General features: G+C 60.5%; 25 protein-coding genes and 1 tRNA gene. 23 read left to right on the forward strand and 3 right to left on the reverse strand.

The annotated features are described in order from the left end of the window. The first annotated feature begins 24 nt into the window (after positions 1-24). The 6 genes from exeL (at position 25) to BN1123_RS14200 (ending at position 5,119) form a co-directional block, all read left to right on the forward strand. On the forward strand, positions 25-1,209 hold the full coding sequence (gene exeL, locus BN1123_RS14175) for a GspL family type II secretion system protein ExeL (protein WP_082037548.1): 1,185 nt from the start codon (positions 25-27) through the stop codon (positions 1,207-1,209). Continuing rightward, entirely contained in the window at positions 1,206-1,697 is a 492-nt protein-coding gene (exeM, locus tag BN1123_RS14180) for a GspM family type II secretion system protein ExeM (protein ID WP_042027738.1), read from the forward strand. The genes exeL and exeM overlap by 4 nt, the downstream gene beginning before the upstream one ends. Then, positions 1,694-2,461 carry a GspN family type II secretion system protein ExeN gene (gene exeN / locus BN1123_RS14185; protein ID WP_042027740.1) on the forward strand — a complete coding sequence of 256 codons (768 nt, stop codon included), beginning with the start codon at positions 1,694-1,696 and terminating at the stop codon, positions 2,459-2,461. The genes exeM and exeN overlap by 4 nt, the downstream gene beginning before the upstream one ends. Positions 2,462-2,861: 400 nt before the next feature. Continuing rightward, positions 2,862-3,698 (forward strand): 5-dehydro-4-deoxy-D-glucuronate isomerase, encoded by an 837-nt coding sequence (kduI, locus tag BN1123_RS14190; RefSeq protein WP_042027741.1) that lies wholly within the window; start codon positions 2,862-2,864, stop codon positions 3,696-3,698. 84 nt (positions 3,699-3,782) lie between these two features. Further along, positions 3,783-4,544 carry a 2-dehydro-3-deoxy-D-gluconate 5-dehydrogenase KduD gene (gene kduD, locus BN1123_RS14195; RefSeq protein ID WP_042027742.1) on the forward strand — a complete coding sequence of 254 codons (762 nt, stop codon included), beginning with the start codon at positions 3,783-3,785 and terminating at the stop codon, positions 4,542-4,544. 65 nt (positions 4,545-4,609) lie between these two features. Then, on the forward strand, positions 4,610-5,119 hold the full coding sequence (locus tag BN1123_RS14200; RefSeq protein ID WP_042027744.1) for a YgjV family protein: 510 nt from the start codon (positions 4,610-4,612) through the stop codon (positions 5,117-5,119). Positions 5,120-5,194: 75 nt separating this feature from the next. On the opposite strand, the gene kdgR is transcribed toward BN1123_RS14200, so the two are convergent. Further along, positions 5,195-6,001, reverse strand: coding sequence for a DNA-binding transcriptional regulator KdgR (gene kdgR / locus BN1123_RS14205; RefSeq protein ID WP_042027746.1), 807 nt, complete (start codon positions 5,999-6,001; stop codon positions 5,195-5,197). Positions 6,002-6,381: 380 nt separating this feature from the next. Between kdgR and kdgK the strand changes: the two genes are divergently transcribed. From kdgK to BN1123_RS14275, 14 genes are all read left to right on the forward strand, one after another. Next, a complete protein-coding gene (gene kdgK / locus BN1123_RS14210; RefSeq protein ID WP_156130606.1) occupies positions 6,382-7,353 on the forward strand; it encodes a 2-dehydro-3-deoxygluconokinase in 972 nt (323 codons plus the stop codon). Beyond that, the gene (locus BN1123_RS14215; protein ID WP_042027749.1) at positions 7,337-7,957 is read left to right on the forward strand and encodes a bifunctional 4-hydroxy-2-oxoglutarate aldolase/2-dehydro-3-deoxy-phosphogluconate aldolase; all 621 of its coding nucleotides are present in this window, start codon (positions 7,337-7,339) and stop codon (positions 7,955-7,957) included. Before kdgK ends, BN1123_RS14215 begins: the two co-directional genes overlap by 17 nt. 95 nt (positions 7,958-8,052) lie before the next feature. After that, positions 8,053-8,526 (forward strand): NanQ anomerase/TabA/YiaL family protein, encoded by a 474-nt coding sequence (locus BN1123_RS14220; RefSeq protein WP_042027750.1) that lies wholly within the window; start codon positions 8,053-8,055, stop codon positions 8,524-8,526. A 318-nt stretch (positions 8,527-8,844) separates the two neighbouring features. Next, positions 8,845-9,855, forward strand: coding sequence for a TRAP transporter substrate-binding protein (locus BN1123_RS14225; protein WP_042027753.1), 1,011 nt, complete (start codon positions 8,845-8,847; stop codon positions 9,853-9,855). Between the two features lie 52 nt (positions 9,856-9,907). Then, entirely contained in the window at positions 9,908-10,468 is a 561-nt protein-coding gene (locus BN1123_RS14230) for a TRAP transporter small permease (protein ID WP_082037549.1), read from the forward strand. Positions 10,469-10,470: 2 nt separating this feature from the next. Continuing rightward, entirely contained in the window at positions 10,471-11,778 is a 1,308-nt protein-coding gene (locus BN1123_RS14235) for a TRAP transporter large permease (protein ID WP_042027755.1), read from the forward strand. Positions 11,779-12,547: 769 nt separating this feature from the next. Continuing rightward, complete coding sequence (locus BN1123_RS14240; protein ID WP_026457940.1) at positions 12,548-12,868, forward strand: PTS sugar transporter subunit IIB; 321 nt, start codon at positions 12,548-12,550, stop codon at positions 12,866-12,868. 10 nt (positions 12,869-12,878) lie between these two features. Continuing rightward, complete coding sequence (gene chbC / locus BN1123_RS14245; protein ID WP_042027756.1) at positions 12,879-14,240, forward strand: PTS N,N'-diacetylchitobiose transporter subunit IIC; 1,362 nt, start codon at positions 12,879-12,881, stop codon at positions 14,238-14,240. Between the two features lie 52 nt (positions 14,241-14,292). Further along, positions 14,293-15,675 carry a glycoside hydrolase family 1 protein gene (locus BN1123_RS14250; RefSeq protein ID WP_042027757.1) on the forward strand — a complete coding sequence of 461 codons (1,383 nt, stop codon included), beginning with the start codon at positions 14,293-14,295 and terminating at the stop codon, positions 15,673-15,675. A 27-nt stretch (positions 15,676-15,702) separates the two neighbouring features. Beyond that, complete coding sequence (chbA, locus tag BN1123_RS14255) at positions 15,703-16,056, forward strand: PTS N,N'-diacetylchitobiose transporter subunit IIA (protein WP_026457347.1); 354 nt, start codon at positions 15,703-15,705, stop codon at positions 16,054-16,056. Positions 16,057-16,110: 54 nt separating this feature from the next. Next, the gene (gene chbR / locus BN1123_RS14260) at positions 16,111-16,938 is read left to right on the forward strand and encodes a transcriptional regulator ChbR (protein WP_026457346.1); all 828 of its coding nucleotides are present in this window, start codon (positions 16,111-16,113) and stop codon (positions 16,936-16,938) included. Positions 16,939-17,099: 161 nt separating this feature from the next. Then, positions 17,100-18,446, forward strand: coding sequence for a 6-phospho-beta-glucosidase (locus BN1123_RS14265; protein WP_026457345.1), 1,347 nt, complete (start codon positions 17,100-17,102; stop codon positions 18,444-18,446). 55 nt (positions 18,447-18,501) lie between these two features. Beyond that, the gene (gene chbG, locus BN1123_RS14270; RefSeq protein ID WP_042027761.1) at positions 18,502-19,275 is read left to right on the forward strand and encodes a chitin disaccharide deacetylase; all 774 of its coding nucleotides are present in this window, start codon (positions 18,502-18,504) and stop codon (positions 19,273-19,275) included. Between the two features lie 280 nt (positions 19,276-19,555). Beyond that, positions 19,556-21,361, forward strand: a complete 1,806-nt coding sequence (locus BN1123_RS14275) for an amidohydrolase (protein ID WP_042027765.1) — start codon at positions 19,556-19,558, stop codon at positions 21,359-21,361. 101 nt (positions 21,362-21,462) lie between these two features. Here BN1123_RS14275 and BN1123_RS14280 read toward each other — a convergent pair. Further along, positions 21,463-21,550 (reverse strand) — tRNA-Ser (locus BN1123_RS14280). A gap of 184 nt (positions 21,551-21,734) precedes the next feature. Between BN1123_RS14280 and BN1123_RS14285 the strand changes: the two genes are divergently transcribed. The 3 genes from BN1123_RS14285 to BN1123_RS14295 all read left to right on the forward strand — a co-directional run bounded on the left by BN1123_RS14285 (position 21,735) and on the right by BN1123_RS14295 (position 25,109). Beyond that, the gene (locus BN1123_RS14285) at positions 21,735-22,391 is read left to right on the forward strand and encodes a Bax inhibitor-1/YccA family protein (RefSeq protein WP_026457102.1); all 657 of its coding nucleotides are present in this window, start codon (positions 21,735-21,737) and stop codon (positions 22,389-22,391) included. A gap of 180 nt (positions 22,392-22,571) precedes the next feature. Continuing rightward, entirely contained in the window at positions 22,572-24,740 is a 2,169-nt protein-coding gene (yccS, locus tag BN1123_RS14290; RefSeq protein WP_042027766.1) for a YccS family putative transporter, read from the forward strand. A gap of 21 nt (positions 24,741-24,761) precedes the next feature. After that, a complete protein-coding gene (locus BN1123_RS14295; protein WP_042027767.1) occupies positions 24,762-25,109 on the forward strand; it encodes a TusE/DsrC/DsvC family sulfur relay protein in 348 nt (115 codons plus the stop codon). 81 nt (positions 25,110-25,190) lie between these two features. On the opposite strand, the gene BN1123_RS14300 is transcribed toward BN1123_RS14295, so the two are convergent. Then, entirely contained in the window at positions 25,191-25,925 is a 735-nt protein-coding gene (locus tag BN1123_RS14300) for a dienelactone hydrolase family protein (RefSeq protein ID WP_042027768.1), read from the reverse strand. Positions 25,926-26,004 lie beyond the last annotated feature (79 nt).

The raw sequence follows: 26,004 nt of genomic DNA on the forward strand, positions 1-26,004 counted from the left end.
GCCGGCATCGCAGGAGAGAGATGCGTGAGCGAGAGTCTGGTCATCCGTCTGGGGACCAATAAACAACAACCGGTGGCCTGGCTGGTCTGGTCTGCCCAGGAGCAGGAGATCATCGCTTCCGGCCAGCTCCCCTCGGCCGACGCGCTGAGCGAGCTGCAGGAACGGGCCGGTGGCCGTCCCGTGGTCACCCTGGTGCCGGGCAGCGATCTGCTGTTTCGGCGCGTCACCCTGCCCGGCCGTTACAGCCGCCAGTCGGCAGCGGCCCTCCCCTACCTGCTGGAGGAACAGATCGCCTCCGATGTGGAGGATCTCCACCTGGTAGTGCTGACCCACGATGGCCCCAACGTGGATTTGATGGCGGTGGATCGCCAGAAGATGACCGAGTGGCTCGGCTGGCTCGAGGCCGCCGGGCTCAAGAGCCTGCAACTGCTACCGGATGTGCTGGCCCTGCCCCCCGCAAGCGACGGCTGGTCGGCTCTGCAACTGGAGCAAGAGTGGCTGATCCGTCAGGGCCCCTGGCAGGGGATCGTCACCGACGAGGCCCTGCTGGCCCTGCTGCTGGCGGCCGAGGCCGAGCCGGTCATCATCCACAGCCATACGTCGCCCCCCGCCATGACGAGTGCCAACTGGCAGGCCGCCGAGCCCGAGCTGCCCATGTTGTTGCTGGCCAGGGGGGCGCTCGCCTGTCGCGCCAACCTGCTCACCGGACCCTACCGTCCCCAGACCGAATATGCCCGCTACTGGCAGCTGTGGCGCAAGGTGGCCATCACTGCCACCCTGCTGTTGCTGGTGGCTCTGGCCCAGCGTGGCGCGCAGCTCTATCAGCTGGAACAGCAGGACAAGGCGCTCAAGGGGGAGATCCGCCAGGTCTACACCCGCATCTTCCCCGGGGAGAGCCGCATTGTGAACGTACGCAGCCAGATGGCCCAGCACCTCAAGCAACTGGGACAGGCCCCGCAAAACGGCATCCTGCTAATGCTGACCGAACTGGCCCCCACCTTCGCCGAGATCCCCGGTCTCAAGCCCCAGGTGTTGCGCTTTGATGCCAGCCGCAGCGAGCTGCGCCTGCAGGTCAGCGCTCCCGGTTATGGCGAGATAGAGCGCTTTCGCGAGCTGGCAGGCAAGCGCTTCGAGGTGCAGCAGGGCGAGGTACGCAGCAGCGAGGGCAAGGTAGAGGGCGCACTGGTGCTCAAGGACAAATCATCATGATGGCAAAACTGCATGGGTGGTGGCACGGCATCACCGCCCGGGAACAGCGGCTGGTGGCGGCAGGCGGCATACTGCTGCTGATCGGGCTCTGCTACTGGAGCGTCTGGCATCCCCTCAACAACCGCATCGCGGAGCGGGAACGCCAGGTGCAAAACCAGCAGCAAACCCTGGCCTGGCTCAAGGAGAAGGGGGCCGAAGTGATCGCCATGCGCGGCAACCAGGTGGTGCCGGCTGATACCGGCGGCACCCTGGAAGGGACGGTCAACCGTACCGCCTTCAACCACAAGATCAAGATTGCCCGCCTGCAACCCCAGGGCAGCGAACTACAGGTGTGGATCGATACGGTCCAGTTCGATGATCTGCTGCTCTGGCTAGCCACCCTGGTGGAGCAGCACGGCATCCAGATCCAGGTCATCGAGATCGCCCGCGAAGACCTGGCCCCGGGCCTGGTCAAGGTCAGACGTTTGCAACTGAGTCGCCCCCAATGAAACAGCGAATCCTGACTGCCACCCTGTTTCTGGTGGCCTATCTCATCTTCCAGCTGGCCACCCTGCCAGCGGCCCTGGTGACCCGTTATCTGCCGCTGCCTGCCCAGATGGCCAACCTGCTCAAGCTGGAGGGGGTCAGCGGCACCCTCTGGAGTGGCCAGATAGCCCGATTGCAATACGCCAGCGAATCGGTGAACCAACTGCGCTGGGAGCTCAATGGCTGGTCTTTGCTGCGCCTCGCCCCCGAGTTGTCGGTGCGTTTTGGCGATCGCCACGGCCTCAATGGCCAAGGGGTGATCGGCTGGCAGGGCAGCCTGTTTGCCCGCGATCTCACCCTCAACGCCCCGGCGCCCTGGCTGCTGGCCCGCCTCCCGCTGCGCCCGCCCTTCCCGCTCACCGTGGCCGGCCAGCTGCAACTCAAGATCGACCAGTTTGCCCAGGGGGCTCCCTGGTGCGACAACCTCTACGGCAACCTCGACTGGTATGACGCCATTGCCGATACACCGGCCGGCAAGCTGACGCTGGCCGACCCCGAGGTAAAACTCACCTGCCTCGACTCCAGTGTAGTGGCCGAACTCAAGCAGGATTCCAATGCGGTAGAGACCCTGGGTCGCCTGGAGCTGCAGGCCAACGGCCAGTACCTGTTCCAGGGCAGCTTGAAGCCGGGGCCGGATCTGCCCGCCCAGATGCAGCAGGGACTCCCCCTCCTCGGCCAGCCCGACAGTCAGGGGCGTTTCCCCCTGCGCTATCAGGGACGGATCTGAGCCCCTCCTCTTAACCAGCAGCCCCGGCACCCTGTGCCGGGGCTGCTATCGTTTCAGCCTGGCGACCTTGCTTCTGAGCCAAGGCAGCCGGCAGGCTTAAACCCCATCAAGACTGTCCCTGGATGACCCGGCCCCAGCGCGTCGCGCAAGCTGCTGACAAGGCACATCACTCTGATTTCACCACCCTAGCATTCCGCTCCTTCCCCCTGAACATCCGTCGCCCGATGCTTCGCTTTGCCTGTCTGCCGGTTCGAATAAAAACGACCACCTCACAAATATAAAACATCGTTTTGTTTTTATGTTGATGGCATTTCTTTTTGTTGGTATCGTGTTTTCAACAAAGAGAATTCCCAGATACGTTGTCATTTATGCCGCCAAGGCCCTGAAATTGAGGTTCATTATGCAAACTCGTCAAAGCATCCATAGCGACCATGCCAAGCAACTGGATACCCAGGGCCTGCGCCGTGAGTTTCTGGTGGAAGAGATCTTCACCCCGGATCAGCTGACCATGACTTACAGCCACATCGACCGCATCGTGTTCGGTGGTCTCATGCCGGTCGATACCACGCTGACCTTTTCCGACGAGCTGGGCAAGGCGTTTGGCGTCACCTACTTCCTCGAACGGCGCGAGCTTGGCCTCATCAACATCGGTGGCCCGGGAGTGGTGGTCGTGGATGGCACCACCTACGAGGTAGGCAATGCAGAAGCCCTCTACGTTGGCCAGGGCGCACGGGAACTGAGCTTTGCCAGCGTCAGCGCCGCCCAACCGGCCAAGTTCTATTACAACAGCGCCCCCGCCCACACCCACTACCCGACCCGCAAGGTCACCCAGGCCCAAGCCTCTCCGGCGACCCTGGGCGATGCCTCCACCAGCAACCGTCGCACCATCTACAAGTATCTGGTACCGGACGTGCTACCGACCTGCCAACTGGTGATGGGCATGACTCAACTGGAAGAGGGCAGCCTGTGGAACACCATGCCCTGCCACACCCACGAGCGCCGCATGGAGGTCTACTTCTACTTCAACATGAAGGAAGACGCCGCCGTCTTCCACATGATGGGCAAGCCGGACGAAACCCGTCACCTGCTGGTGCACAACGAACAGGCCGTCATCTCCCCGAGCTGGTCCATTCACGCCGGCGTCGGCACCCAGGCCTACACCTTCATCTGGGGCATGGTGGGCGAGAATCAGGTGTTCGGTGACATGGACCATGTCGCGGTCCGCGACCTGCGCTGATCAAAACAATGAATGGTGGGCGGCCAGGGTGGCCGCTTCGCCGTGGCAAGACACTCCACCGTCCCGTGGTTTAGAGGTAACGTTATGATTCTTAATGCATTCGATCTGAAAGGTAAGGTCGCCATCGTCACCGGTTGTGATACCGGGCTGGGTCAGGGTATGGCTCTCGGGCTCGCCGAGGCGGGCTGTGACATCGTCGGTATCAACATCGTCGAGCCGACCGAGACCATCGCCAAAGTGGAGGCGATTGGTCGCCGCTTCCTGAGCCTGAAGGCCGACGTCAGCAAGGTGGAGAGCCTGCCCGCCTTGGTGGATCAGGCAGTTTCCCACTTCGGTCATGTGGATGTGCTGGTGAACAATGCCGGCATCATTCGCCGGGAAGATGCTATCAATTTCAGCGAAAAAGATTGGGACGACGTGATGAACATCAACATCAAGAGCGTCTTCTTCATGTCCCAGGCGGTAGCCAGACAGTTCATCACCCAGGGCACAGGCGGCAAGATAGTCAACATCGCCTCCATGCTCTCCTATCAGGGCGGGATCCGCGTCCCCTCCTACACCGCCTCCAAGAGCGGCGTCATGGGCATCACTCGCCTGCTGGCCAACGAATGGGCAAGCAAGGGGATCAATGTCAACGCCATCGCCCCCGGCTACATGGCCACCAACAATACCGCAGCCCTGCGCGCCGACGATGACCGCAATGCCGCCATTCTGGAGCGGATCCCGGCAGGGCGCTGGGGTGTACCGGACGACATGATGGGCCCTGTGGTATTCCTGGCCTCCGCCGCCTCCGACTACATCAATGGCTACACGATTGCCGTCGATGGCGGCTGGCTGGCCCGCTGATCCAGCGCAATGTGACAAGGCGCCGCAAGGCGCCTTTTGTCATTGACCCCTGACAGGAGGGCGATATGTTTCTCGATAGCAACTGGTTTGCCCAATCCGTGGGGTTGCTGGCCTGCCTCGTTGGCGCCACGGCCTTCATGCAACGCCAGGACAACAAGCTCAGACTCCACCTCACTCTCAACGGCACCCTGATGGGGCTGCACTTCCTGCTGCTGGGATCCTCCGTGGCCGCCATCAACTGTCTGCTCTGTGCAGTACGCAACTGGGTTTCGGGTTACTACCGCGGCCTGGGCGTCATGGTGCTGTTTCTGGCGCTGGCCTGGCTGCTGGTCATCCCCCAGATTACCCATCCGGTGCAGATATTGACCCTGCTCGGCACCACCCTGAGCACCTATGCCCTGTTTCGCCTCAACGGCATTGCTCTGAGGCTCTGCATGCTGAGCAGTACCGTCTGTTGGCTGACCCATAATGTCTGGGCGGGATCCATCGGCGGCATCCTGCAGGAGAGCATCTTCTTCGTCATCAACAGCCACACCATCTTCAAGCTCTACCGGGCAACACCGCAAAACGCCTGACTGCGCAGGCAAACAGTCCCATACCACACATAAAAAAAGAGCAGGCCAAGCCTGCTCTTTTATGACGGATGAACCTTATCCGCGCTGGTCGTTCATCCCAAAGGGATAGTCGTGGAAGCCCAGACCGGCGGAAATCTTGGCCGCGGCATCATGCAACTGAGCCACCAGCGTCTCCTTGTCTTCCTCATGGAAACGCACCAGGGGCAGTGACAGGGAGAGCCCCGCAATGATCCGCCCCATACGGCTGTAGATGGGAACGGCGAAGCACCGCAGGCCATGCTCCATCTCTTCCCTGTCTTCGGCATAACCCTGTTCCCGCACCTGTGCCAGCTCCACCAGCAGTGCATCGACATCCTTCAGGGTGTGCTCGGTAAAGCGCTCGAAGGTCACGTCGGCCAGCATGGCGCGCACCTCGGTCTCGGGCAACCAGGCCATCATCACCTTGCCAAGACCAGTGCTGTAAAGGGGACGACGGCGGCCGATACGGGAGTACATCCGCAGGTTGTATTCGGAGTCGATCTTGTGCAGATAGACGATGCTGTCTTCATCCAGCGTACCCAGATGCAGGGTCTCCTTGGTCAGCTTGCCAAGACGGTGCATCTGCTCATCGGCGATCTTGACCAGATCCTGGTGCTCCAACGCCTTGGCGCCCAGCTCGAACAGTTTCAGACTGAGGGCATACTTGTCGGTTTCCCCTTCCTGGGAGACATATCCCAGGGTTTTCATCGTTTGCAAAAAGCGGTAGACGGTGCTCTTGGACATCATGATGCGCTGGGAAAGCTCCGTCACCCCGATCTCTTTTTGTTCCCCGAGCGCCTGCAAAATGCCAAACACCTTGAGCACAGATGAGACTGAATCAGGCGAGTTATCTATCACAGACATGTCTACTTCCAAAAAAAATGATTGATTGTTTCATTGTATTTGAAATGAACTGGCAGTCATAGAGTTGGTGGCGATTATCCAGATAAATCAGTGAATAATGAGGACATTATGTGGCCTTGCTCACGTTGAGTCCCCTCTCTTCACCACACGGGAACGACCAGGTTTCGTCCCGCTGTTACCACCTCACCCGCTCCATGGCCCCTCTTTCTCGCCCTGTATTCCCTCGATAGTAGAAACACCTTTGGCGGGCGCATTTCGTCATCTTGTCATACATAAGACCGATGTCACAAATTTAATGAAATTACGTTTTATTTTATTTCAATTGAATGACAATTAAATAAAATGGTCGGGTCACCAACGCGAAGTACGCGGGAGAAATTATGGCTATCAAAGTCGCCGTCATTGGCGAGTGCATGATCGAGTTGTCCGAAAACCGGGACGGCATAGTGCGCCATTTCGGGGGGGACACCCTCAACACCGCCGTCTATCTGACACGCGCCAATCCAGATGTCGCCGTGCATTATGTCAGCGCCCTGGGCACGGATCCCATGAGCAGTGCCATGCTGGCCCAATGGCAACAGGAGGGAGTACACACCGAACTGGTACAGCGGCTCGGCCACAAGCTGCCCGGCCTCTACCTCATCGAGACGGACGAGCGGGGGGAACGAACCTTCCACTACTGGCGCAACGACGCGGCGGCCCGCTACTGGTTGCAGACACCCAAAAGCGGCGAGATCTGCCGCCAGCTGCAGACGTTTGACTACCTCTACCTGAGCGGCATAAGCCTCGCCATCCTCTCCGATGAGGATCGTCAGACTCTGCTGCAGCGGCTGGCCGAGTGCCGGGCCTCCGGCGTCCAAATCGTCTTTGACAACAATTATCGACCACGCCTTTGGGAGAACCGGGAAGCGGCCAGGCAAGCCTATCGCGCCATGCTGGCCCTGACCGACATCGCCTTCCTGACCCTGGATGACGAGTTTGCCCTTTGGGGCGACAGCGAAGAGGCCCAATGCCTGGCCCGCACTCGCGAGCTGGGTGTCGAGGAGATCGTCATCAAGCGTGGCGCCGCCCCCTGCCTCATCTTCCAGCAGGCATACAGCTGTGAAGTGCCGGCCGTAGCGCTGGTAAAAGAGTGCGTGATCGACACGACCGCTGCCGGTGACTCGTTCAGTGCGGGTTACCTTGCTGTCAGACTGGCAGGGCAATCCCCGGCCGACTCAGCGCGTTATGCCCACCTGCTGGCAAGCACCGTTATTCAACACCGTGGTGCCATCATCCCCCTGACGGCGATGCCACCCCACATTACTCCTGACCACTCAGCCAACGAGGCTTCCCATGTCGATATTGCTTGAACAACTCTCCGCCCTGAAGATCATCCCCGTCATCGCCATCAAGGATGCCGATGATGCCGTCGCTCTCGGCCAGACCCTGATGGACAACGGCATGCCCAGCGCAGAGATCACCTTCCGCACTCCGGCTGCCGCCGAGTCTATCCGCCGCCTGCGGGAAGCCTTTCCGGAGATGATCATCGGTGCTGGTACCGTGCTGACCACGGCCCAGGTCGATCAGGCCATCGAGGCCGGCGTAGACTTCATCGTGAGCCCGGGACTCAACCCGCGCATAGTGCAATACTGCCAGGCCCGCGGCGTGCCCATCATCCCGGGCGTCAACAACCCCAGCCTGGTGGAGCAGGCCATGGAGCTGGGTCTGCATACCCTCAAGTTCTTCCCGGCAGAGCCGTCCGGTGGACTGGGCATGCTCAAGGCCATGAGCGCCGTCTATCCGGTCTCCTTCATGCCCACTGGCGGCATCAGCCCGAGCAATGTGAAAGACTATCTGGCCCTGCCCGCCGTCTTTGCCTGTGGTGGCACCTGGATGGTCCCCGCCAACCTCATCGACAACCGCGAATGGCAAAAGATTGGTGCACTGGCCAAGGAGGCCATGGCCGCCCTGTAACCTTGCGCAGACCCCTCTCGCGGGTCCGTCACGTCACCCCGGATCCGGCGATGCAACACGAGTAAGTCGCCGGCTCCATCCAAGGAGCTCACGCCATGATCACTGGCAATCTTAACCGGCTCGACATCGCCATGCTGCCCGCCCCGCTGCTACAACTCCTGACTCGGGACGAGCTGTCTCTGTCTCGCCTGCAGCAACAGGAGGAGGGGAAATACGATCTCATCGACGATGCCGTCTTCTATATCGTCTCGCATCCCACCACGGCTCAGGAGGCAAACCTGAAGAGCGAGTTTCACGATCGTTACCTCGATATCCAGATAGTGCTGGATGGCCAGGAGATGATCGCCACTAGCGCCACCGTCAGCTCTCCTCATACCTACCCGGAAACAAAACCGGATCTGCTCTTTCTGGAGAACCCGGCGATCACCACCCGATTGCAGCTCGAGCGCGGTGACTTCGCCATCTTCTACCCCGGCGAGGTACACAGACCCACCTGCCAGGTACGAGCACCAGCCAGGATCAAGAAGGCCGTGTTCAAGGTTTGCAAACATTGGCTGGCCGCGCAGTAATCCGGGCCAACGTCTGCGATACAGCCCCCGCCCTTGTGGGGGCTGATTGTTTTTATCCCCTTTTGGATCGCCAACACAGCCAGCCCAAGAGCCCATTGGCAAGTTCCCACGCCCCCGTGCACCCCGCGTTGAGAGCCGGTTTGCAGCCTTGCCTTACCGCCTGTAACGGAATGCAACACCGCCATCCCACAAAAAATGATTTCAAATTCTCACAAAATAGAAACACCATTTCATTATTTTGAGTTTGATCACTGAAATCGTGCCGGATTCACGTAGCATGAACACCATCAAGATAACCAACCCATAGAGGGGTTACACATGCGTACGAAGAATGCTCTGCCCAAGTTGTCTCTTATTGGCACTGTTGTAGCCGCTGGTCTGTTTTTGACTGGATGTGGTGAAGACAGCAAGGCTGCTGGTCCCGTGATTTTGAAAACAGCGTTCAACCAGTCCGAAAACAACCCCCAGTACAAGGCCCTTGAAGATTTCAGCCAGAAACTGGAAGCCGCCACCGGCGGAAAATACAAGCTGGAGATCCACCCGAACGAGCTGCTGGGTGATCAGCGTGCCGCGCTGGAGCTGGTCCAGTCCGGCGCCATCCAGCTGGCGGTGGTCGCCAACCCCCTGGTCGAGAACTTCAACAAGAACTTCTCCGTACTGGCTATGCCCTACATCTATGACAGCCCCGAGCACCAGCACAAAGTGTTCACCGGCGGAACCCTGGATGCCCTGTTCAGCTCCACCAAGGGCAACGGCTTCGAGGTATTGACCGCCTATACCGCCGGCGCACGCAGCATGTATGTCAAGGGAGCCCCCATCAAGACCCCCGAAGACATGAAAGGGAAGAAGATCCGGGTCATGCAGTCCGACACCATGGTCAAGATGCTGGGCTGCATGGGGGGAACCGGTGTGCCCATGGGACAGGGCGAGGTCTACTCAGCCATCCAGCAAGGGGTGCTGGATGGTGCCGAGAATAACGAGATCACCTATGCCGACCTGAAACAGTACGAGGTGGCGCCACACTTCTCCTATACCCGTCATGTGATGGTGGCCGACCTGCTGGTGGTCAACGAAAACTTCCTGAGCCAGATGGATGCCGCGGATCAGGCCACCTTCCGCAAGCTGGCCAAGGAGAGTACCTCGACCGAGTTTGACCTCTTCAGCCAGGCACTGGAAAGCGCGAAGCAGACTGCTACCAGCCAGGGCGCCACTTTTACCGAGGTGGATATCGCCCCCTTCCAGGCTCGCTGCAAGCCGCTGCAGGAGACCCTGCTGACCACGCCGGAACAGAAAGACATTTTCAGCAAGATCCGCGCATTGGCCAACTAATGCCGCTTGTTGCCAGGGGCTGCCATCGCAGCCCCTTTTATGAGGATCAGTCATGAAACCCACTGAACAACCGACTCCTTTCTCTGCACCAAGTGAACCCGCTGTTCAGAAGGGCTTCTGCGCCACCCTGACCAGCATCAAGCAGAAAGTGGATCTTGCCGTCTCCTACTTTTGCATCGCCCTCGTGGGGGTGATGACGCTGCTGGTCACCTATCAGGTCGTGACTCGTTATCTGTTCAACAGCCCCAGTGCCGTAAGCGAAGTGCTTTCCCGCTACCTGTTCATCTGGCTGGTCCTGATCGGGGGCGCCTACGTCTTCGGTCTGCGTGAGCACATGGCGATCACCTTCATGCGCGATCGCATGCCCCACAATGTGCGCATCCTGATGGAGATGATCGGCGAGCTGGCCACCACGGCCTTTGCCCTGCTGGTCCTGACAGTGGGTGGCTATATCGGCATGAATCGCCAGATGGGGCAACTCGACTCCGCGCTGCAGATCCCTATCGGGGTGATCTATGCCGCCATTCCCATCAGCGGCGTGCTGGCTGTCTTCTACTGCCTGTACAACCAGTACGGGTTGGCCAAGCAATTCTCCTTCAAGCAAAAGGTGTAACCATGGATATTGCGGTTGTTGTTGCGCTGGTGATGTTCATCGGTGCGTTTATCCTGCTGTTCATCGGCACCCCCATCAGCATCAGTATCGGGCTCTCCTCCTTCCTGGCTATGGCGATGATCCTGCCGTTTGATGGCGCCATCCTGACCTCGGCCCAGCGAGTCTTCGTCGGCCTGGACTCTTTCGCCCTGCTGGCCATCCCCTTCTTCATCCTGGCCGGCAACCTGATGAACAATGGCGGCATCGCCATCCGGCTGATCAACTGCGCCAAGATCGTCAGCAACTTCCTGCCCGGCCCCCTGGCCCAGACCAACGTGGTCGCCAACATGCTATTTGGCTCCATCAGTGGGTCCGGTGTCGCCTCCGCAGCGGCCATCGGCGGCATCATGTCCCCGATCCAGAAGAAGGATAACTACGATCCCGCCTTCAGCGCCGCGGTCAACATTGCCTCGGCCCCGACCGGCATGCTGATCCCCCCCAGCAACTCCCTGATCGTCTATGCCACAGTGGCAGGCAGCGTCTCCATTACCGCCCTGTTCATGGGAGGATATGTCCCCGGCATCCTGTGGGGACTGGGGGTCATGCTGGTAGCGGGCTTCATCGCCAAGCGTCGTGGCTATGTGGCGGAGAAAAACTCCCTCAAGGGTCAGCATCTCAAGCTGCTGCTGGATGCGGTTCCCAGCCTGATGATGATAGTGGTGGTCATTGGCGGCATCCTGGGCGGCATCTTCACGGCCACCGAGGCCTCTGCCATTGCCGTGGTCTACTCCCTCGTGCTCGGCATCTGCTACCGGAACATCAAGGCGGCCGACCTGCCAGCCATCTTCCTGGCGACCGCCAAGATGACGGCCATCGTGATCCTGATGCTGGCCGCCTCCTCCATCATGTCCTGGGTGATGGCGTTCACCAAGATACCGGCCCTGATCGCCTCCGGCCTGCTCTCCTTCACCGACAGCTTCCTGATCATCCTGCTGATCATGAACCTGGTGCTGCTGCTGGTGGGCACCTTCATGGACCCAACCCCGGCAGTGCTGATATTCACCCCTATCTTCCTGCCCATCTGCACCCAGTTCGGCATGGATCCGGTGCAGTTCGGCATCATGATGATCTTCAACCTCTCCCTCGGTACCATCACGCCCCCGGTCGGCCCCATCCTGTTCACCGGCTGCAAGATTGGGGAGATCAAGATTGAGGGGGTCATCAAGCCGCTGCTGCCCTTCTTCGCGGTCATAGCGCTGGTGCTGCTGCTGGTCACCTATGTGCCGGCTATCTCGATGGCACTGCCCCAGGCGATGGGTCTGGTGGGATAATTCACCAACATTGACATACTGGCGTCTGCGCCCTGCAAGAGACGACCAGCGGCCCCGGCACTTTGTACCGGGGCCGCTTCTTTTCTCTCGCCTTGGCGCCTTGGCCTTTTCAGGGGGGAGAGAGAACGCAAGCCAAGGCGTTTCCCTCCTCTACGGGCTCAGCTTTCTTTATCTGAGCCGCTTTGCTTGCTTCACCGACTGCTCTGTTTTGCCTGTCCCGCTTTCTGCAGCCTCTCCCGCTCTTTGCCAGTTAGCGCTTGTCACTCTTCCTTATTATCTCTTTTGCCCCTCTCTCACCTTTCAGGCGCCCTGACCGAGACCACCTCTCTGGTTGATTCCTCATTAACGCGAGGTCAATAAAACCCCATCTGAGTGATATTCAGACGATCTGAAAGATCTGGCAGGAATATCAATCAGATTGCATTAGCTTGTGAATTTGAACCGGTGAAGACAATTTCGCATTTTTCTAGCAAAGCAGGTCAACGACCCACAGAAAACACATAATTAATTGATTTAAATAAAATAAATCATCAACCTCTCTTTTTATCTTCGTTATATCGTCTTTTTTCCAATCATGGCACATCGAAAACTGTGAAGAGCGGCAGATCACTTGGTCAACCAAAGACAATTGATTTAGACCACGAAATACCAGTCAAACAGGATGTGTCGATACAATAAGGTCAATTGGAGATGATCAAGGCTTGCAGCGCGACTCGCCGCCGTCTCGACCGGTTTGTTCATTTGATTTTCAAGCGTTGAGGGAATGGTTATGGAAAAGAAGCACATCTACCTGTTTTGCTCTGCCGGGATGTCCACGTCACTGCTGGTCTCGAAGATGAAGGCGCAGGCAGAAAAATATGATGTCCCCGTGGTGATCGATGCCTATCCGGAGACCCTGGCCGCCGAGAAGGGGGTCGATGCCGATCTGATCCTGCTGGGCCCGCAAATCGCCTACATGCTGCCGGAAATCCAGCAACAGCTGCCGGGCAAGCCGGTCGAGGTGATCGACTCCATCCTGTACGGAAAAGTGGACGGTCTGGGTGTTCTCAAGGCGGCCGTCGCGGCCATCAAGCAGCACAGCGCACAGTAAGGAGAGGGATGTGAGCAACCTTATCGCATCGATGGAGAAGGCAATCCTGCCGATTGCCGTGAAGCTGGGCAAACAGCCTCACGTCAATGCCATCAAGAACGGCTTTATCAAACTGATGCCCCTGACGCTCGCCGGGGCCATGTTTGTGCTGATCAACAACGTGTTTCTGAGCTTTGGCGAGGGCTCTTTTTTCTACTCCATGGGGGTGCGGCTCGATCCCGCCACCATCGCCACCCTGGATGGCTTCAAGAGTATAGGGGGCAGCGTCTACAACGGTACCCTGGGGATCATGTCCCTGATGACCCCCTTCTTCATCGGCATGGCGCTGGCGGAAGAGCGCAAGGTTGACCCGCTCGCCGCCGGTCTGCTGTCGGTTGCCGCCTTCATGACGGTCACTCCGTTCAGCGTCGGTGAGGCCTACGCCGTCGGTGCCAACTGGCTGGGCGGCGCCAACATCATCTCCGGCATGCTGATCGGTATCGCCGTGGCCGAGATGTTCACCTTCATCGTGCGCCGCAACTGGGTGATCCGCCTGCCCGACAGCGTGCCAGGCTCCGTCTCCCGCTCCTTCTCGGCGCTGATCCCGGGCTTCATCATCCTCTCCATCATGGGGGTAATTGCCTACCTGCTCGGCAACGCCGGCACCAACTTCCACCAGCTCATCATGGATACCATCTCCACGCCGCTGGCCAGCATGGGTGGCCTGGTGGGCTGGGTCTATGTGCTCTTCTCCCCGCTGCTCTGGTTCTTCGGGGTACACGGCTCCCTGGCGCTCTCCGCCCTCGAGAACGGCATCCTGGTGCCATTTACTCTGGAGAACGTGGCGCTCTACACCCAGTACGGCTCGGTCGAAGCGGCGCTGGCCGCCGGCAAGGAGTTCCATGTCTGGACCAAGCCGATGCTCGACTCTTACATCTATCTGGGTGGTACCGGTGCGACCCTCGGCCTCATCCTGGCCATCTTCATGGTCTCCCGCCGCGATGACTACCGTCAGGTCGCCAAGCTGGGCCTGCCCTCCGGCATGTTCCAGATCAACGAACCCATCCTGTTCGGCCTGCCGGTCATCATGAACCCGGTGCTGCTCATCCCCTTCGTGATGGTGCAGCCGGTACTGACGGGCATCACCCTGTTTGCCTACTACACGGGGTTCATTCCACCCATCACCAACATGGCGCCATGGACCATGCCGGCGGGGCTGGGGGCCTTCTTCAACACCAACGGCAGCGTGGCGGCCTTCCTGCTGGCCCTGTTCAACCTGGGGGTGGCCACCATGATGTATGTGCCGTTCGTCATCATCGCCAACAAGGCCCAGAACGTCATCGAAGAGGAAGAAGAGAGCGAGGAAGATATCGCTCAGGCTCTGAAGTTCTGACGACACGCGCGGGAGGAGCCCGGCTCCTCCCGCCAGTTTGGAGAAACGCAGTATGCAGTATCGTTTTCCGGATAACTTCTGGTGGGGCAGTGCCAGCTCGGCACCACAGATGGAGGGCGCCGCCGCTCGCGGCGGCAAGTCCGCCAACATTTTCGATCACTGGTTTGCCATCGCGCCGGAGCGCTTTCACGGTGGCATAGGCCCGACCGATACCTCCACCTTTTACGACCACTTCGAGAGCGACATCGCCCTGCTCAAGCAGTTGGGCCACAACAGCTTTCGCACCTCCATCTCCTGGTCACGGCTGATCCCGGATGGCACCGGCGAGATCAACCCCGAGGCCGTCGCCTTCTACAACGCTGTGTTTGACCGCCTGCTGGCCGAGGGGATCACCCCGCTCATCAACCTCTACCACTTCGACATGCCCATGTGCATGCAGGAGCGTGGCGGCTGGGAGAGCCGGGAAGTGGTCGCCGCCTACATCCACTACGCCAGCCACTGCTTTGCCCTATTTGGCGATCGCATCAAGCACTGGTTCACCTTCAACGAGCCCATAGTGCCGGTCGAGTGTGGCTACCTGGGTCACCATCACTACCCCTGCGTGGTCGATTTTGGCCGGGCGGTCACCGTCGCCTACCACACGGCGCTGGCCCATGCCGGCGCGGTGCAGGCCTACCGGGCACGCCAGGAGGATGGCGAAATTGGCATCATCCTCAATCTGACGCCAACCTATCCCCGCTCCCGGGAGCCTGCCGATCTGCTGGCCTCCCGCCGGGCGGATCTGCTGCTCAACAAGAGCTTTCTCGACCCGGCCCTCAAGGGCTGCTACGACCCCGAGCTGATCGCCCTGCTGGAGCAGTACGACTTGCTGCCCCAGGTGGCGGAAGGGGACAAGGCGCTGCTCGCCGCCGGCAAGGTGGATCTGCTCGGCATCAACTATTACCAGCCGCGCCGGGTCAAGGCCAAGGACGAACCCTGGTCAGGCACGCCCCGCACCCCGGAGGATCTCTTCGACTATTACGAGATGCCGGGGCGCAAGATGAACCCCCATCGCGGCTGGGAGATCTACGAGAAAGGGATCTACGACATTCTCACCGATCTGCGGATCAACTACGGCAACCTGCCCTGCTACATCTCGGAGAACGGCATGGGAGTCGAGGGGGAGGAGCGCTTCATCGGCCCGCAAGGGCGGGTGGAAGATGACTACCGCATCGACTTCATCCGCGGGCACCTTGAGTGGCTGCACCGCGCCCTCGAGGAGGGTAGCGCCTGTCGCGGTTATCACCTCTGGACCTTTATCGACAACTGGTCCTGGCTCAATGCCTATAAAAACCGCTATGGCCTGGTGCGCCTCGATCTCGAAAACCAGCAGCGTACCATCAAGAAGAGCGGTCACTGGTTTGCCGACGTCGCCCGTCACCATGGCTTCAATTAACCGGTTTCAATCAAGGAGAAAGCAAACATGTTCGATCTGGATCAAATCCCCGCAGAGAGCGATACCGCCAGCGATCTGGAAGAGGTAGTGATGGGGCTCATCATCAACTCGGGGCAGGCCCGCAGCCTGGCCTATACCGCCCTGAAGAAAGCCAAGGAGGGGGATCTGGCCGCCGCCCACCAGCTGATGGCCCAATCCCGCGAGGCACTGAATGCCGCCCACCTGGTGCAGACCCAGCTGATCGAGGGGGATCAGGGGGAAGGCAAGATCCCGGTCACCCTGGTGCTGGTGCATGCCCAGGATCACCTGATGACCTCCATGCTGGCCCGTGAGCTGATCAGCGAGCTGATCGAGCTGCACGAGAAGCTGCAGAGCAAGTAATCCCAAGGCGGGGCACCCTGCCCCGCCATAGGTTCGCAGATCAGGAAGCGACTCATGAGCGTCAAGACAATCCGGGAAACCGAGCTGTTCAACAACAAACCGTTCCACATGTTCATCTACAACAAACAGGTGAGCGGAACCGGTTTGCACCAGCACGACTATTACGAGTTCACCCTGGTCTTGACCGGTCGCTACTATCAGGAGGTCAATGGCAAGCGGGTGCTGCTGGAGCGGGGAGACGTGGTCTTCATCCCGCTGGGCTCCAGCCACCAGAGCTTCTACGAGTTCGGCACCACCCGCATCTTCAACGTCGGGATCAGCCGCAGCTACTTTGACGAGCACTTCAAATACCTGCTGCCGGATCACTTCGTCGCCTCCCAGGCCTATCAGCTCAAGAGCGAGTTTCTCAGCTACATAGAATCGGTGCTGGTCTCCCCCGGTTTTCGCGAAGAGGCGCTGACCGAATTTCTCGAGGTGGTGACCTTTGCGGTGATGAACCGGCTGCGTCACTACAAGGAGGCCTCCGCCAGCGAGGATCTCCCCCTCTGGCTCCACGAGACAGTGGAAAAGATGCACAACCGTCCCCTCTTTGCCGAAGATGCGCTGGCCAACATGGTCTCCCTCTGCGGCAAGAGCCAGGAATACCTGACCCGGGCCACCCGGCGTTACTACAACAAGACGCCGATGCAGATCATCAACGAGATCCGGGTCAACTACGCCAAGATGCAACTGGAAGTGACCAACAACTCGGTGGCCGACATCGCCTTCGAGACCGGCTACAACGACGTCAGCCTGTTTATCAAGAACTTCAAGAAACTGACCTCGTTTACCCCGGGGAGCTATCGCAAATATCTCTACCCGAAATTTGAAACCCCTGCCTGAGGCGGGGCCCTGTTACCGATGTAAAACAGTGAGTTAGATAACAATTCGCCCATTTTGACCAGCCCCTGCATCAGGCGGCTGCGGCCCCGCTCATCCCTGGCTCGGCGCCAGAGCAGAGCGGCCCCTGTTCAACCAGATAGAGAAAGATGAAAGAGGGATTTATGAACGAGAAGATCAAGGTAGTCACCATAGGCGGCGGCAGCAGCTACACCCCGGAACTGGTCGATGGCTTCATCAAGCGTTATGCCGAGCTGCCCATCAGCGAGCTGTGGCTGGTCGACATTCCCGCCGGCGAAGAGAAACTGAACATCATCTTCAGTCTGTGCCAGCGGATGATCCGCCAGGCCGGCATCCCCATGACGCTGCACAAGACCCTGGATCGCCGTGAAGCGCTGGCAGGCGCCCACTTCGTGACGACCCAGCTGCGGGTCGGCCAGCTGCAGGCGCGAGAAAAAGATGAGCGCATCCCCTTGAGCCACGGCATGCTGGGGCAGGAAACCAACGGCGCCGGCGGCCTGTTCAAGGGGCTGCGCACCATTCCCGTCATCTTCGACATCATCCGTGACATCGAGGAGCTCTGCCCGGATGCCTGGCTCATCAACTTCACCAATCCGGCCGGCATGGTGACCGAGGCGGTCCACCGCCACACCAACTTCCGCCGCTTTGTCGGGGTGTGCAACATCCCGGTCGGCATGAAGATGTTCGTCAAGGACGCCCTGAAGCTGACCGAGCAGGATCACCTCTCCATGGATCTGTTCGGCCTCAACCACCTGGTCTTCATCGGCGACGTGCTGGTGAACGGTGAGTCCCGCTTCGACGAGCTGCTGGAAGGGGTAGCCGACGGCACCCTGACCCGCGCCAGCTCGGTCAAGAACATCTTCGACCTCCCCTTCGATGCCAGCCTCATCCGCGGGCTGCGTCTGCTCCCCTGTTCCTACCTGCGTTACTACTTCAAGGAGAAGGAGATGCTGGGGATCGAGATGGGCGAGTTCTACAAGGGCGGAGCCCGCGCCCAGGTGGTGCAGGAGGTCGAGAAAAAGCTGTTCGATCTCTACCAGAACCCCGAGCTGTGCGAAAAACCCAAGGAGCTGGAGCTGCGCGGCGGCGCCTACTACTCGGATGCCGCCTGCGAGGTGATCAGCGCCATCTACAACGACAAGCAGAGCGAACACTATGTCATCATTCCCCACCAGGGCCATGTCACCAATATCCCGGCCGACTGGACGGTGGAGATGACCTGCCGGATCGGACGTGATGGCGCCATCCCCCACCCCCGTCTCACCCGCTTTGACGACAAGGTGAATGGTCTGGTACACCTCATCAAGAGCTTCGAGATCGCCGCCTCCCAAGCCGCCATCAGCGGCAACATGGAGGATCTGCTGCTCGCCATGAACCTCAACCCGCTCATTCACTCCGACAACGATGCCCGCCTCGTTGCCCGCGAGCTGTTGCTGGCCCACCGCGAACACCTGCCGAACTTCGCTGCCGCCATCGACGCCCTCGCCTGAGACCATCGCGCCCCGTTTGATTACGAGCGGGGCGCCTGAAAGGAAGAGAACCGTCATGAGCAAGAGATTGATCATCAATGCCGACGACTTCGGTCTGTGCCGCGCCCAGAACTACGGCATCATCGAGGCCTTCACTCAAGGCGTCGTCAGCTCCACCACCGCCATCGTGACCTCCCCGGCCATTGAACATGCCGCCTGGCTGGCCGGGCGCTTCCCCGAGCTGCCGGTCGGGCTGCACTTCATGCTGAGCTGGGGACGCCCGCTCACCCCGCTCACCTGCCTGGTCAACGAACAGGGGATGCTGGACAAGGGGATCTGGCAAAAGAGCGAGGCGGGCACCCTCGACCCAGAGGAGGTCCGCTGTGAGCTGGCAAGCCAGTACCAGCGCTTTATCACCCTCTTTGGCAAGGCGCCCACCCATATCGACAGCCACCACCATGTGCATATGCTGCCGACCCTCTACCCGCTGGTGGAGGCCTTTGCCATGGAGCACCGACTGCCCCTTCGCATCGACCGCAGCGAGATTGCCCGCCATGGCCTGAGCGTGCACCATACCCTGAGCTGCGATCAGTTTGACGCCCGCTTCTACGGGGAGCAGCTGACCCGGGACACCCTGCTGCAGCTGCTGGACGAGGCTGATGAACTTGGGGCCAGTTCCCTCGAGATCATGTGCCACCCCTCCTTCATTGATCTGGAGATGCAGGGCAGCTCCTATTGCCAACCCCGCCTCACCGAGCTCGCCATCCTGACCGACCCGGCCCTGCCGCCACTCATCGCCAAACGGGGCTATCGCCTCGCCAACTATCGGGAGTGGCCCACTGAGTCATAAACAGGGCTGCCAGCATGAGAAAATGCCGGAAAAGGAAACGGCGGGGGAGCCTGGTGGCCCCCCCGCCGCGTTTATGATGAAATCGGTCAATTTGGCTGCAGCATCACTTTTGAGCAGGGTAATTCCTTGTATATTCATTCATTTGCTGCGAAGCAAACCTGCCCGGTCGGGACGTGATCGCCCTGTTGCGTGACAGGGTACCGTCACCCTCCCGGGTCATTCTTTACATGGACAATCTGCACGGACAAGGTGCACCGACAACGCGCACGGAGAATGCCAGATGAAACTAGCCCCCATCGCCATCGCCCTGCTGGCCGCCAGCTCGGCTTATGCCGTCAGCCCCGCCAAACCCACCGCCCAGACCATCTACCTCGGGGGCGACATAGTCACCGTCAACGACGCGGCGCCGACGGCCGAGGCGCTGGCCATCAAGAATGGCCGCATTCTGGCGCTGGGCAGCGAGGCCGACATCCTCAAGCTGCGCGATGAGGCGACCCGGGTGGTCGACTTGCAGGGCAAGACCCTGATCCCGGGCTTTATCGATGGCCATGGTCACGTCTTCAACACCGGCATCCAGGCGCTCTCGGCCAACCTGCTGGCCCCGCCCGATGGCGCTGTGACCAGCATAGCGGAGCTGCAGCAAGGGCTGCGCGACTGGGTCGCCAAACCGCAAAACAAGGCGCACGGGATTATTTTGGGATTTGGCTATGACGACTCCCAGCTCAAGGGAAAACGCCACCCCACCCGTCAGGAGCTGGATGCGGTCTCAGAGGATCTGCCGGTGATCATCATCCACCAGTCCGGCCACCTCGCCACCCTCAACAGCAAGGCGCTGGCGCTGGCCGGCTTCAGCCCGCAGAGCAAGGATCCGGAAGGGGGCAAGATCCGCCGTGAAGCGGATGGCAAGACCCCGAACGGCGTGCTGGAGGAGACCGCCTTCTTCGGCGCCTTGTTGCCGATGTTCGCCAAGCTGAACAACCAGGAGAACGAGGCGATCTTCAAGGCGGGCATGGCGCTCTACGCCAGCTTCGGTTACACCACGGCCCAAGAGGGGCGCGCCTCTTCATCCGCCGTCAAGACCATGTACCAGCTGGCCCAGAAAGAGAAGCTGCCCCTCGATGTGGCGGCCTATCCCGATATCCAGATCGCGCGGGATGTCATCGCCCCGCCCTACTACGCCCAGCAGTACATGAACGGCTTTCGGGTCGCAGGGGCCAAACTCAATCTCGATGGCTCCCCCCAGGGCAAGACCGCCTGGCTGACCCAACCCTATTTCGTCCCCCCTGCCGGACAAAAGGCCGGCTACAAAGGCTACCCCAGCATGAGCGACGAGCAGGCCGCCCATTACATCGAACTGGCCCAGCGCAACGGCTGGCAGCTGCTGACCCACGTCAACGGGGATGCCGCCATCGATCAGCTGATCAAGGGGGTGGAGGCCAGCGAGAAACAGCATGGCAAGCCGGATCGCGGCTTCGTCGCCATCCATGCCCAGACCGCCCGCAAGGATCAGGTCGCCTCGTTCCAGCGGCTCGGCATCTTCCCCTCTTTCTTCCCGATGCACACCTTCTACTGGGGGGACTGGCACAGTGACTCAGTGCTCGGCAAGGAGCGGGCGCAACATATCTCCCCCACCGGATGGGCGCGCGAGCTGGGGATGATCTTCACCTCCCACCACGACTCGCCGGTGGCACTGCCTGACTCCATGCGGGTCTATTATGCGACCGTCAACCGGGTCAGCCGCACCGGCCGCCCCATCGGACCGGATCAGCGGGTCTCCGCGCTGGAAGGATTGAAAGCCCAGACCTTGTGGGCGGCGACCCAATACAAGGAGGAGCGCAACAAGGGATCTCTCGAGGTGGGCAAGCTGGCGGACATGGTGGTGCTCTCGGCCAACCCGCTCAAGGTGAAACCCGAGACCCTGGCCGATATCCGGGTCGAGGAGACGATCAAAGAGGGGGTCCCCGTCTACCAACGTGACACGCAGAGCGCCGGCACCTCGCAAGGCTGCGCGGACTCGGCACGCTGCAGCGCCGTGGCCACCACGGCGATGGTGGCGGCTGGCATGCTGCATCACCAGCCGCACTGAGTGCAGATTGGCCTGACGCCCTGGCGCGCCGGGCCACCCTGCCCCGAATCACAGATACGAAAAAGCCCGGTCGAATCATCGACCGGGCTTTTTCGTCAATATGGCGGAGGAGGTGGGATTTGAACCCACGGATGGTCGCCCATCGCCGGTTTTCAAGACCGGTGCATTCAGCCGCTCTGCCACCCCTCCGAACGGCGTGCATACTACGTCAAGCCCTTGTTCATATGCAATACATATTTGTTTTGGGATAGTAGGAGGCAATGAGCTGGGGTGTCGCTTGAAATCAGCACTCGTCATCCCAACCTTCAGTGCATACAATGCGATGAACGAAGCGGAATTTGCCGCTTCACCCGGAAATCAAGAGGACACCAAGATGGATACCCGTTCTATCTACACAGGCACCCAAAGTGCCGTACGCGATACCAACAAGGTACTGCGTAACACCTATATGCTGCTTTCCCTGACTCTGGGCTTCTCTGCCGTGGTGGCGGGGGTCGCAACCGTGATGAACATGCCGCCCCTGCATTGGGCCATCTTCCTCATCGGCGTTTACGGTCTGATGTTCCTGACCGAGAAGAACCGCAACAACGGCATGGGTCTGGTGTTCACCTTCGCCCTGACCGGTCTGCTGGGCTATAGCCTGGGCCCCATCATCAACATGTACATGAACAATGGCGGCGGCGAGATCGTGATGACCGCGCTGGGTGGTACCGCGCTGACCTTCTTCGGCCTCTCTGCCTATGCCCTGACCACCAAGCGTGATCTCTCCTTTATCGGCGGCATGCTGTTCGTCGGTTTCTGGGTACTGCTGGTGGCCATGGTCGCCAACATCTTCCTGCAGATGAGCGCTCTGAGCCTGGCCCTGTCCGCCATGTTCATGCTGTTCTCCTCCGGCGCCATCCTGCTGACTACCCAGCAGATCGTGCGCGGCGGCGAGACCAACTACATCTCCGCCACCGTGACCCTGTATGTCTCCATCTACAACATCTTCCTGAGCCTGCTGAGCCTGCTCGGCGGCAACCGCAACTGATAGATGCCGATGATGAACAAGACCCCGCTTCGGCGGGGTTTTTATTGGCGCACGATTCTGTCAGGATAAGTTGCAGATCAAGGAGATGAAGCCAAGTGGCCCTGATCCAAATCAGGGCCATGCCGATCCTGGCGGGTTACCATCCCGCACTCGTTTCGTTAAAGGGTTGTTCTCACTTCCATGCCGATGGACTTTTCCGGCCTGCTGCGCCGCCTGTTGACCGACAGCCATATCTACTTCGCCCTCAAGGTGTTGCTGGCCATCCTCGGTCTGCTCGCCTTCACCCTGGCGACCGGCGATATCCAGCTCACCGTGCTGCTCTCCCTCGGGGTAGTGGCGGGGGCCATCGCCGAAACCGACGACAGCCTGTGGGGCCGGGTGAAGAATTTGGGGATGACCCTGCTCTGCTTCCTGTTTGCCTCATTGTGCGTGCAGTACCTCTACCCCACCCCTTGGCTGTTTGCCATCGGGCTGGCGAGCTCCACCTTTATCTTCGTGATGGTGGGGGCGCTCGGTGCCCGCTACGCCACCATCAGCTTCGGCACCCTGCTGATTGCCATCTACACCATGCTGGGGGCCGCCCATGCACCGAGCCTCTTCTACCAGCCGCTGGCGCTCGGCGCCGGCGCCCTCTGGTACGGCCTGGTGTCGCTGCTCTGGCTCTGGCTGCTGCCCTACAAGACACTGCACGAGCAGCTGGCCCAGAGCTACTTCGCCCTCGGCCGCTACTTGCTGGAAAAATCCCGCTTCTTCCCGGCGGACGAGCACGGCGCCCAGGCCATTCGCCACAATCTGGCCCAGCTCAACATCAATCTGGTGAGTGCGCTCAACCTCACCAAGTCGGCCCTCAATGCGCGCCTTTCCCCGCGCCATCCGGCAAGCCCCGAGCTCGCCAGCCTGCTGCGCCTCTACCTGCTGGCGCTGGAGATTCACGAGCGGGCCACCTCCAGCCACTATCCCTACAGCCGGCTGGAAGCCGAGCTCAAGCAGGGGATAGTGCTGGACGGTTTTCAGGAGGTCTTTTTGCAGCTCTCGGAGGCGTGCCAGCGGCTCGGCTACGCCATCCTGGTGCACAAGCCCTATGCCCACAACAAGCGCATCCACTGGACCCTGGAGGCCCTTGGCGATCAGCTGGAATTCACCCACCTCAAGCAGCACTACCCGAAAACCCTGCTGACGCCGATGAAGTTTTTGCGCCGCAACCTGGCCAGCATCAACCAGCTGCTGGGCAGCGCCGAGGGGCTGCAAAACCCGGATCAGGCCCCCCAGAGCCTGCCGCCGCTGGCAACCCCCCCTCGCCTGCCATTTCTGGCCCAGCTCAAACAGCACTTCACCCTGCACTCCATGGTGTTTCGCCATGCCCTGCGACTCTCGCTGGGGCTGGTGATCGGCTACGGCATACTGCAAGCCTTTGACATGGACAAGGGCTACTGGATTTTGCTCACCGTGCTGTTTGTCTGCCAGCCGAGCTACAGCGCCACCCGCCGCCGGCTGGTGCAGCGGATGCTCGGCACCTTCGCCGGTATTCTGGTGGGGATCCCGGTGCTCTGGCTCTTCCCCGAGCTGCACGTCCAGCTGGTGGTGATGGGGCTCGCAGCTTTTCTGTTTTTCACCCAGGTGCGCAACAACTACAGCGCCGCCGTCTGCTTTATCACCCTCTATGTGCTGATGGCATTCAACCTGCTGGACGGCATCGGTTTTGCCATCCTGGGGCCGCGCCTGCTCGATACCCTGCTCGGCTGCCTTATCGCCTACGCCCTGGTGGCCTGGCTCTGGCCGGACTGGCAATACAAGCGCCTGCCGACCCTGATTGCCAACTCGCTGTCAGCCAATGCCCGCTACCTATCGGCGGTGCTGGCCAGCCTCAAGCCGCAGCGGGATGAATCCATCGACTACCGGGTGGCGCGCAAGAGCGCCCATCTCGCGGACAGCGAACTGGCCACCGCCTGGCAGAGCATGCTGGTGGAGCCGCAAAAGCGCCGCCGCTTCCTCGATCTCTGCTTTACCCTCACCTGGCGCAACCACGCCCTGCTCTCCTACATCTCGGCGCTCGGGGCTCATCGCGACAAGCTGGAGGCCATCAGCGGGCTCGACGAGATGCGCCACCATATCTGCCACACCCTGGAGCAGGCGGCGGGTCATCTGGCGGGTACTCCTTCCAGCTCCCTTGGCGGCCAGCGCCTGCTGATCACCCCGGATGAAGCGCAGGAGTGCAGCGAGGAGCAGCTGATGCTGACCCAGCAACTCAACCTCATCAGCGAGCTGGCGGATCAGCTGCTTAACCTTGCCAACGAGAGCCGGTTGCTCACCGGGGATCAAGGCGCTACCATGCCCGCCCAATCCCGATAGCCCCATTAGCGAGGAGCCCTCATGTCTGCCGACAAACATCAGCTGGAATTCAACGGCCAACTCATCGAGACCGATGCCAAGGGCTACCTGCTCAACAGCAACGACTGGAGCGAGGAACTGGCGCTGGTGTTGGCTGCGCAGGAGGGAATCGTGCTGGAGGAGCCGCACTGGGAAGTGGTGCGCTTCGTGCGCGCCTTCTATCTGGAGTTCAACACCTCCCCGGCCATCCGCGCGCTGGTCAAGGCGATGGAAAAACAGTACGGCCCCGAGAAGGGCAACAGCCGCTACCTCTACAAACTGTTCCCGGAAGGGCCCGCCAAGCAGGCAACCAAGATTGGCGGCCTGCCCAAGCCGGTAAAATGCATCTGATCCCCTGATGTGCAGGCCCCACGACGGCGGCCCGGGGAATAGCGACAGGCGGCAGGGGCAACCCTGCCGCCTGTTTTCATCTCAACCGGCGCGCCCCGTCACCTCTGCCAGCCAGCCGATCAGCCGCTGCCAGGATTTGGCATCTGCCTCCTGGTGATAGCGCTCTCCGCCAAACACGCTAAAAGCGTGGGGAGCCCCGCTGTAGCTGGTCATCTCGTGGCGCACGCCCGCCTTTTCCAGCTGCTCGGCCAGGCTCGCAAACTCCTGCAGCGAGACGGACGCATCCGCCGAGCCATGCAGGATAAGCAACGCGGCCCGGGTCTTGCCGTAATCCTGATCCGGCGGCGTGGCCAGACCGCCATGTACGCTCACCACCCCGGCAAGCGGGCTGCCGCTTCGCGCCATCTCAAGGGCCGCGGCACCGCCAAAGCAGTAACCCAGCACCACCACGGGCCCCTCCCCCAGCGCCTGCCTGGCCGCCGTGAGTCCACCTTCCAGCAATTGGCGCATGCGGGCGCGATCCTGATAGAGGGCCCCGGTCGCCTCACGGCGCGCCTCTATCGTTGCGGGCCTGACGCCCTTGCCAAACAGATCGACCGCGAAGACGTTGTAACCGAGCTTGCCCAGCATCTTGCTGCGCTTTATCTCGTAATCGGTGAGCCCGTCCCAGTCGTGGATCAGCAAAATAATCGGCCCCCCGTCGCGCCCCCTGGTCTGGTAGCCTTCAAAGTCGCTTCCGGCGACCTGATAGGTCAGACTGGCGGCCCAGAGCGGGGCGGCCAGCAGCGCCGCCATCAGTGCACAGATCCCTTTCATCCCTTCTCTCCCTTTCATTGCGTGGTGATAGGCCGCCTGGCGCCCAATAAAAAAGCTGCCCGCAGGCAGCCCAAGTATG

The organism is Aeromonas enteropelogenes (assembly GCF_000819845.1).
GTDB lineage: Bacteria > Pseudomonadota > Gammaproteobacteria > Enterobacterales > Aeromonadaceae > Aeromonas > Aeromonas enteropelogenes.

Coding starts and splice junctions, on each gene's coding strand:
- exeM (WP_042027738.1), top strand. CDS start 1,206: ATGATGGCAAAACTGCATGGGTGGTGGCACGGCATCACCGCCCGGGAA.
- exeN (WP_042027740.1), top strand. CDS start 1,694: ATGAAACAGCGAATCCTGACTGCCACCCTGTTTCTGGTGGCCTATCTC.
- kduI (WP_042027741.1), top strand. CDS start 2,862: ATGCAAACTCGTCAAAGCATCCATAGCGACCATGCCAAGCAACTGGAT.
- kduD (WP_042027742.1), top strand. CDS start 3,783: ATGATTCTTAATGCATTCGATCTGAAAGGTAAGGTCGCCATCGTCACC.
- BN1123_RS14200 (WP_042027744.1), top strand. CDS start 4,610: ATGTTTCTCGATAGCAACTGGTTTGCCCAATCCGTGGGGTTGCTGGCC.
- kdgR (WP_042027746.1), bottom strand. CDS start 6,001: ATGTCTGTGATAGATAACTCGCCTGATTCAGTCTCATCTGTGCTCAAG.
- kdgK (WP_156130606.1), top strand. CDS start 6,382: ATGGCTATCAAAGTCGCCGTCATTGGCGAGTGCATGATCGAGTTGTCC.
- BN1123_RS14215 (WP_042027749.1), top strand. CDS start 7,337: ATGTCGATATTGCTTGAACAACTCTCCGCCCTGAAGATCATCCCCGTC.
- BN1123_RS14220 (WP_042027750.1), top strand. CDS start 8,053: ATGATCACTGGCAATCTTAACCGGCTCGACATCGCCATGCTGCCCGCC.
- BN1123_RS14225 (WP_042027753.1), top strand. CDS start 8,845: ATGCGTACGAAGAATGCTCTGCCCAAGTTGTCTCTTATTGGCACTGTT.
- BN1123_RS14230 (WP_082037549.1), top strand. CDS start 9,908: ATGAAACCCACTGAACAACCGACTCCTTTCTCTGCACCAAGTGAACCC.
- BN1123_RS14235 (WP_042027755.1), top strand. CDS start 10,471: ATGGATATTGCGGTTGTTGTTGCGCTGGTGATGTTCATCGGTGCGTTT.
- BN1123_RS14240 (WP_026457940.1), top strand. CDS start 12,548: ATGGAAAAGAAGCACATCTACCTGTTTTGCTCTGCCGGGATGTCCACG.
- BN1123_RS14250 (WP_042027757.1), top strand. CDS start 14,293: ATGCAGTATCGTTTTCCGGATAACTTCTGGTGGGGCAGTGCCAGCTCG.
- chbA (WP_026457347.1), top strand. CDS start 15,703: ATGTTCGATCTGGATCAAATCCCCGCAGAGAGCGATACCGCCAGCGAT.
- chbR (WP_026457346.1), top strand. CDS start 16,111: ATGAGCGTCAAGACAATCCGGGAAACCGAGCTGTTCAACAACAAACCG.
- BN1123_RS14265 (WP_026457345.1), top strand. CDS start 17,100: ATGAACGAGAAGATCAAGGTAGTCACCATAGGCGGCGGCAGCAGCTAC.
- chbG (WP_042027761.1), top strand. CDS start 18,502: ATGAGCAAGAGATTGATCATCAATGCCGACGACTTCGGTCTGTGCCGC.
- BN1123_RS14275 (WP_042027765.1), top strand. CDS start 19,556: ATGAAACTAGCCCCCATCGCCATCGCCCTGCTGGCCGCCAGCTCGGCT.
- BN1123_RS14285 (WP_026457102.1), top strand. CDS start 21,735: ATGGATACCCGTTCTATCTACACAGGCACCCAAAGTGCCGTACGCGAT.
- yccS (WP_042027766.1), top strand. CDS start 22,572: ATGCCGATGGACTTTTCCGGCCTGCTGCGCCGCCTGTTGACCGACAGC.
- BN1123_RS14295 (WP_042027767.1), top strand. CDS start 24,762: ATGTCTGCCGACAAACATCAGCTGGAATTCAACGGCCAACTCATCGAG.
- BN1123_RS14300 (WP_042027768.1), bottom strand. CDS start 25,925: ATGAAAGGGATCTGTGCACTGATGGCGGCGCTGCTGGCCGCCCCGCTC.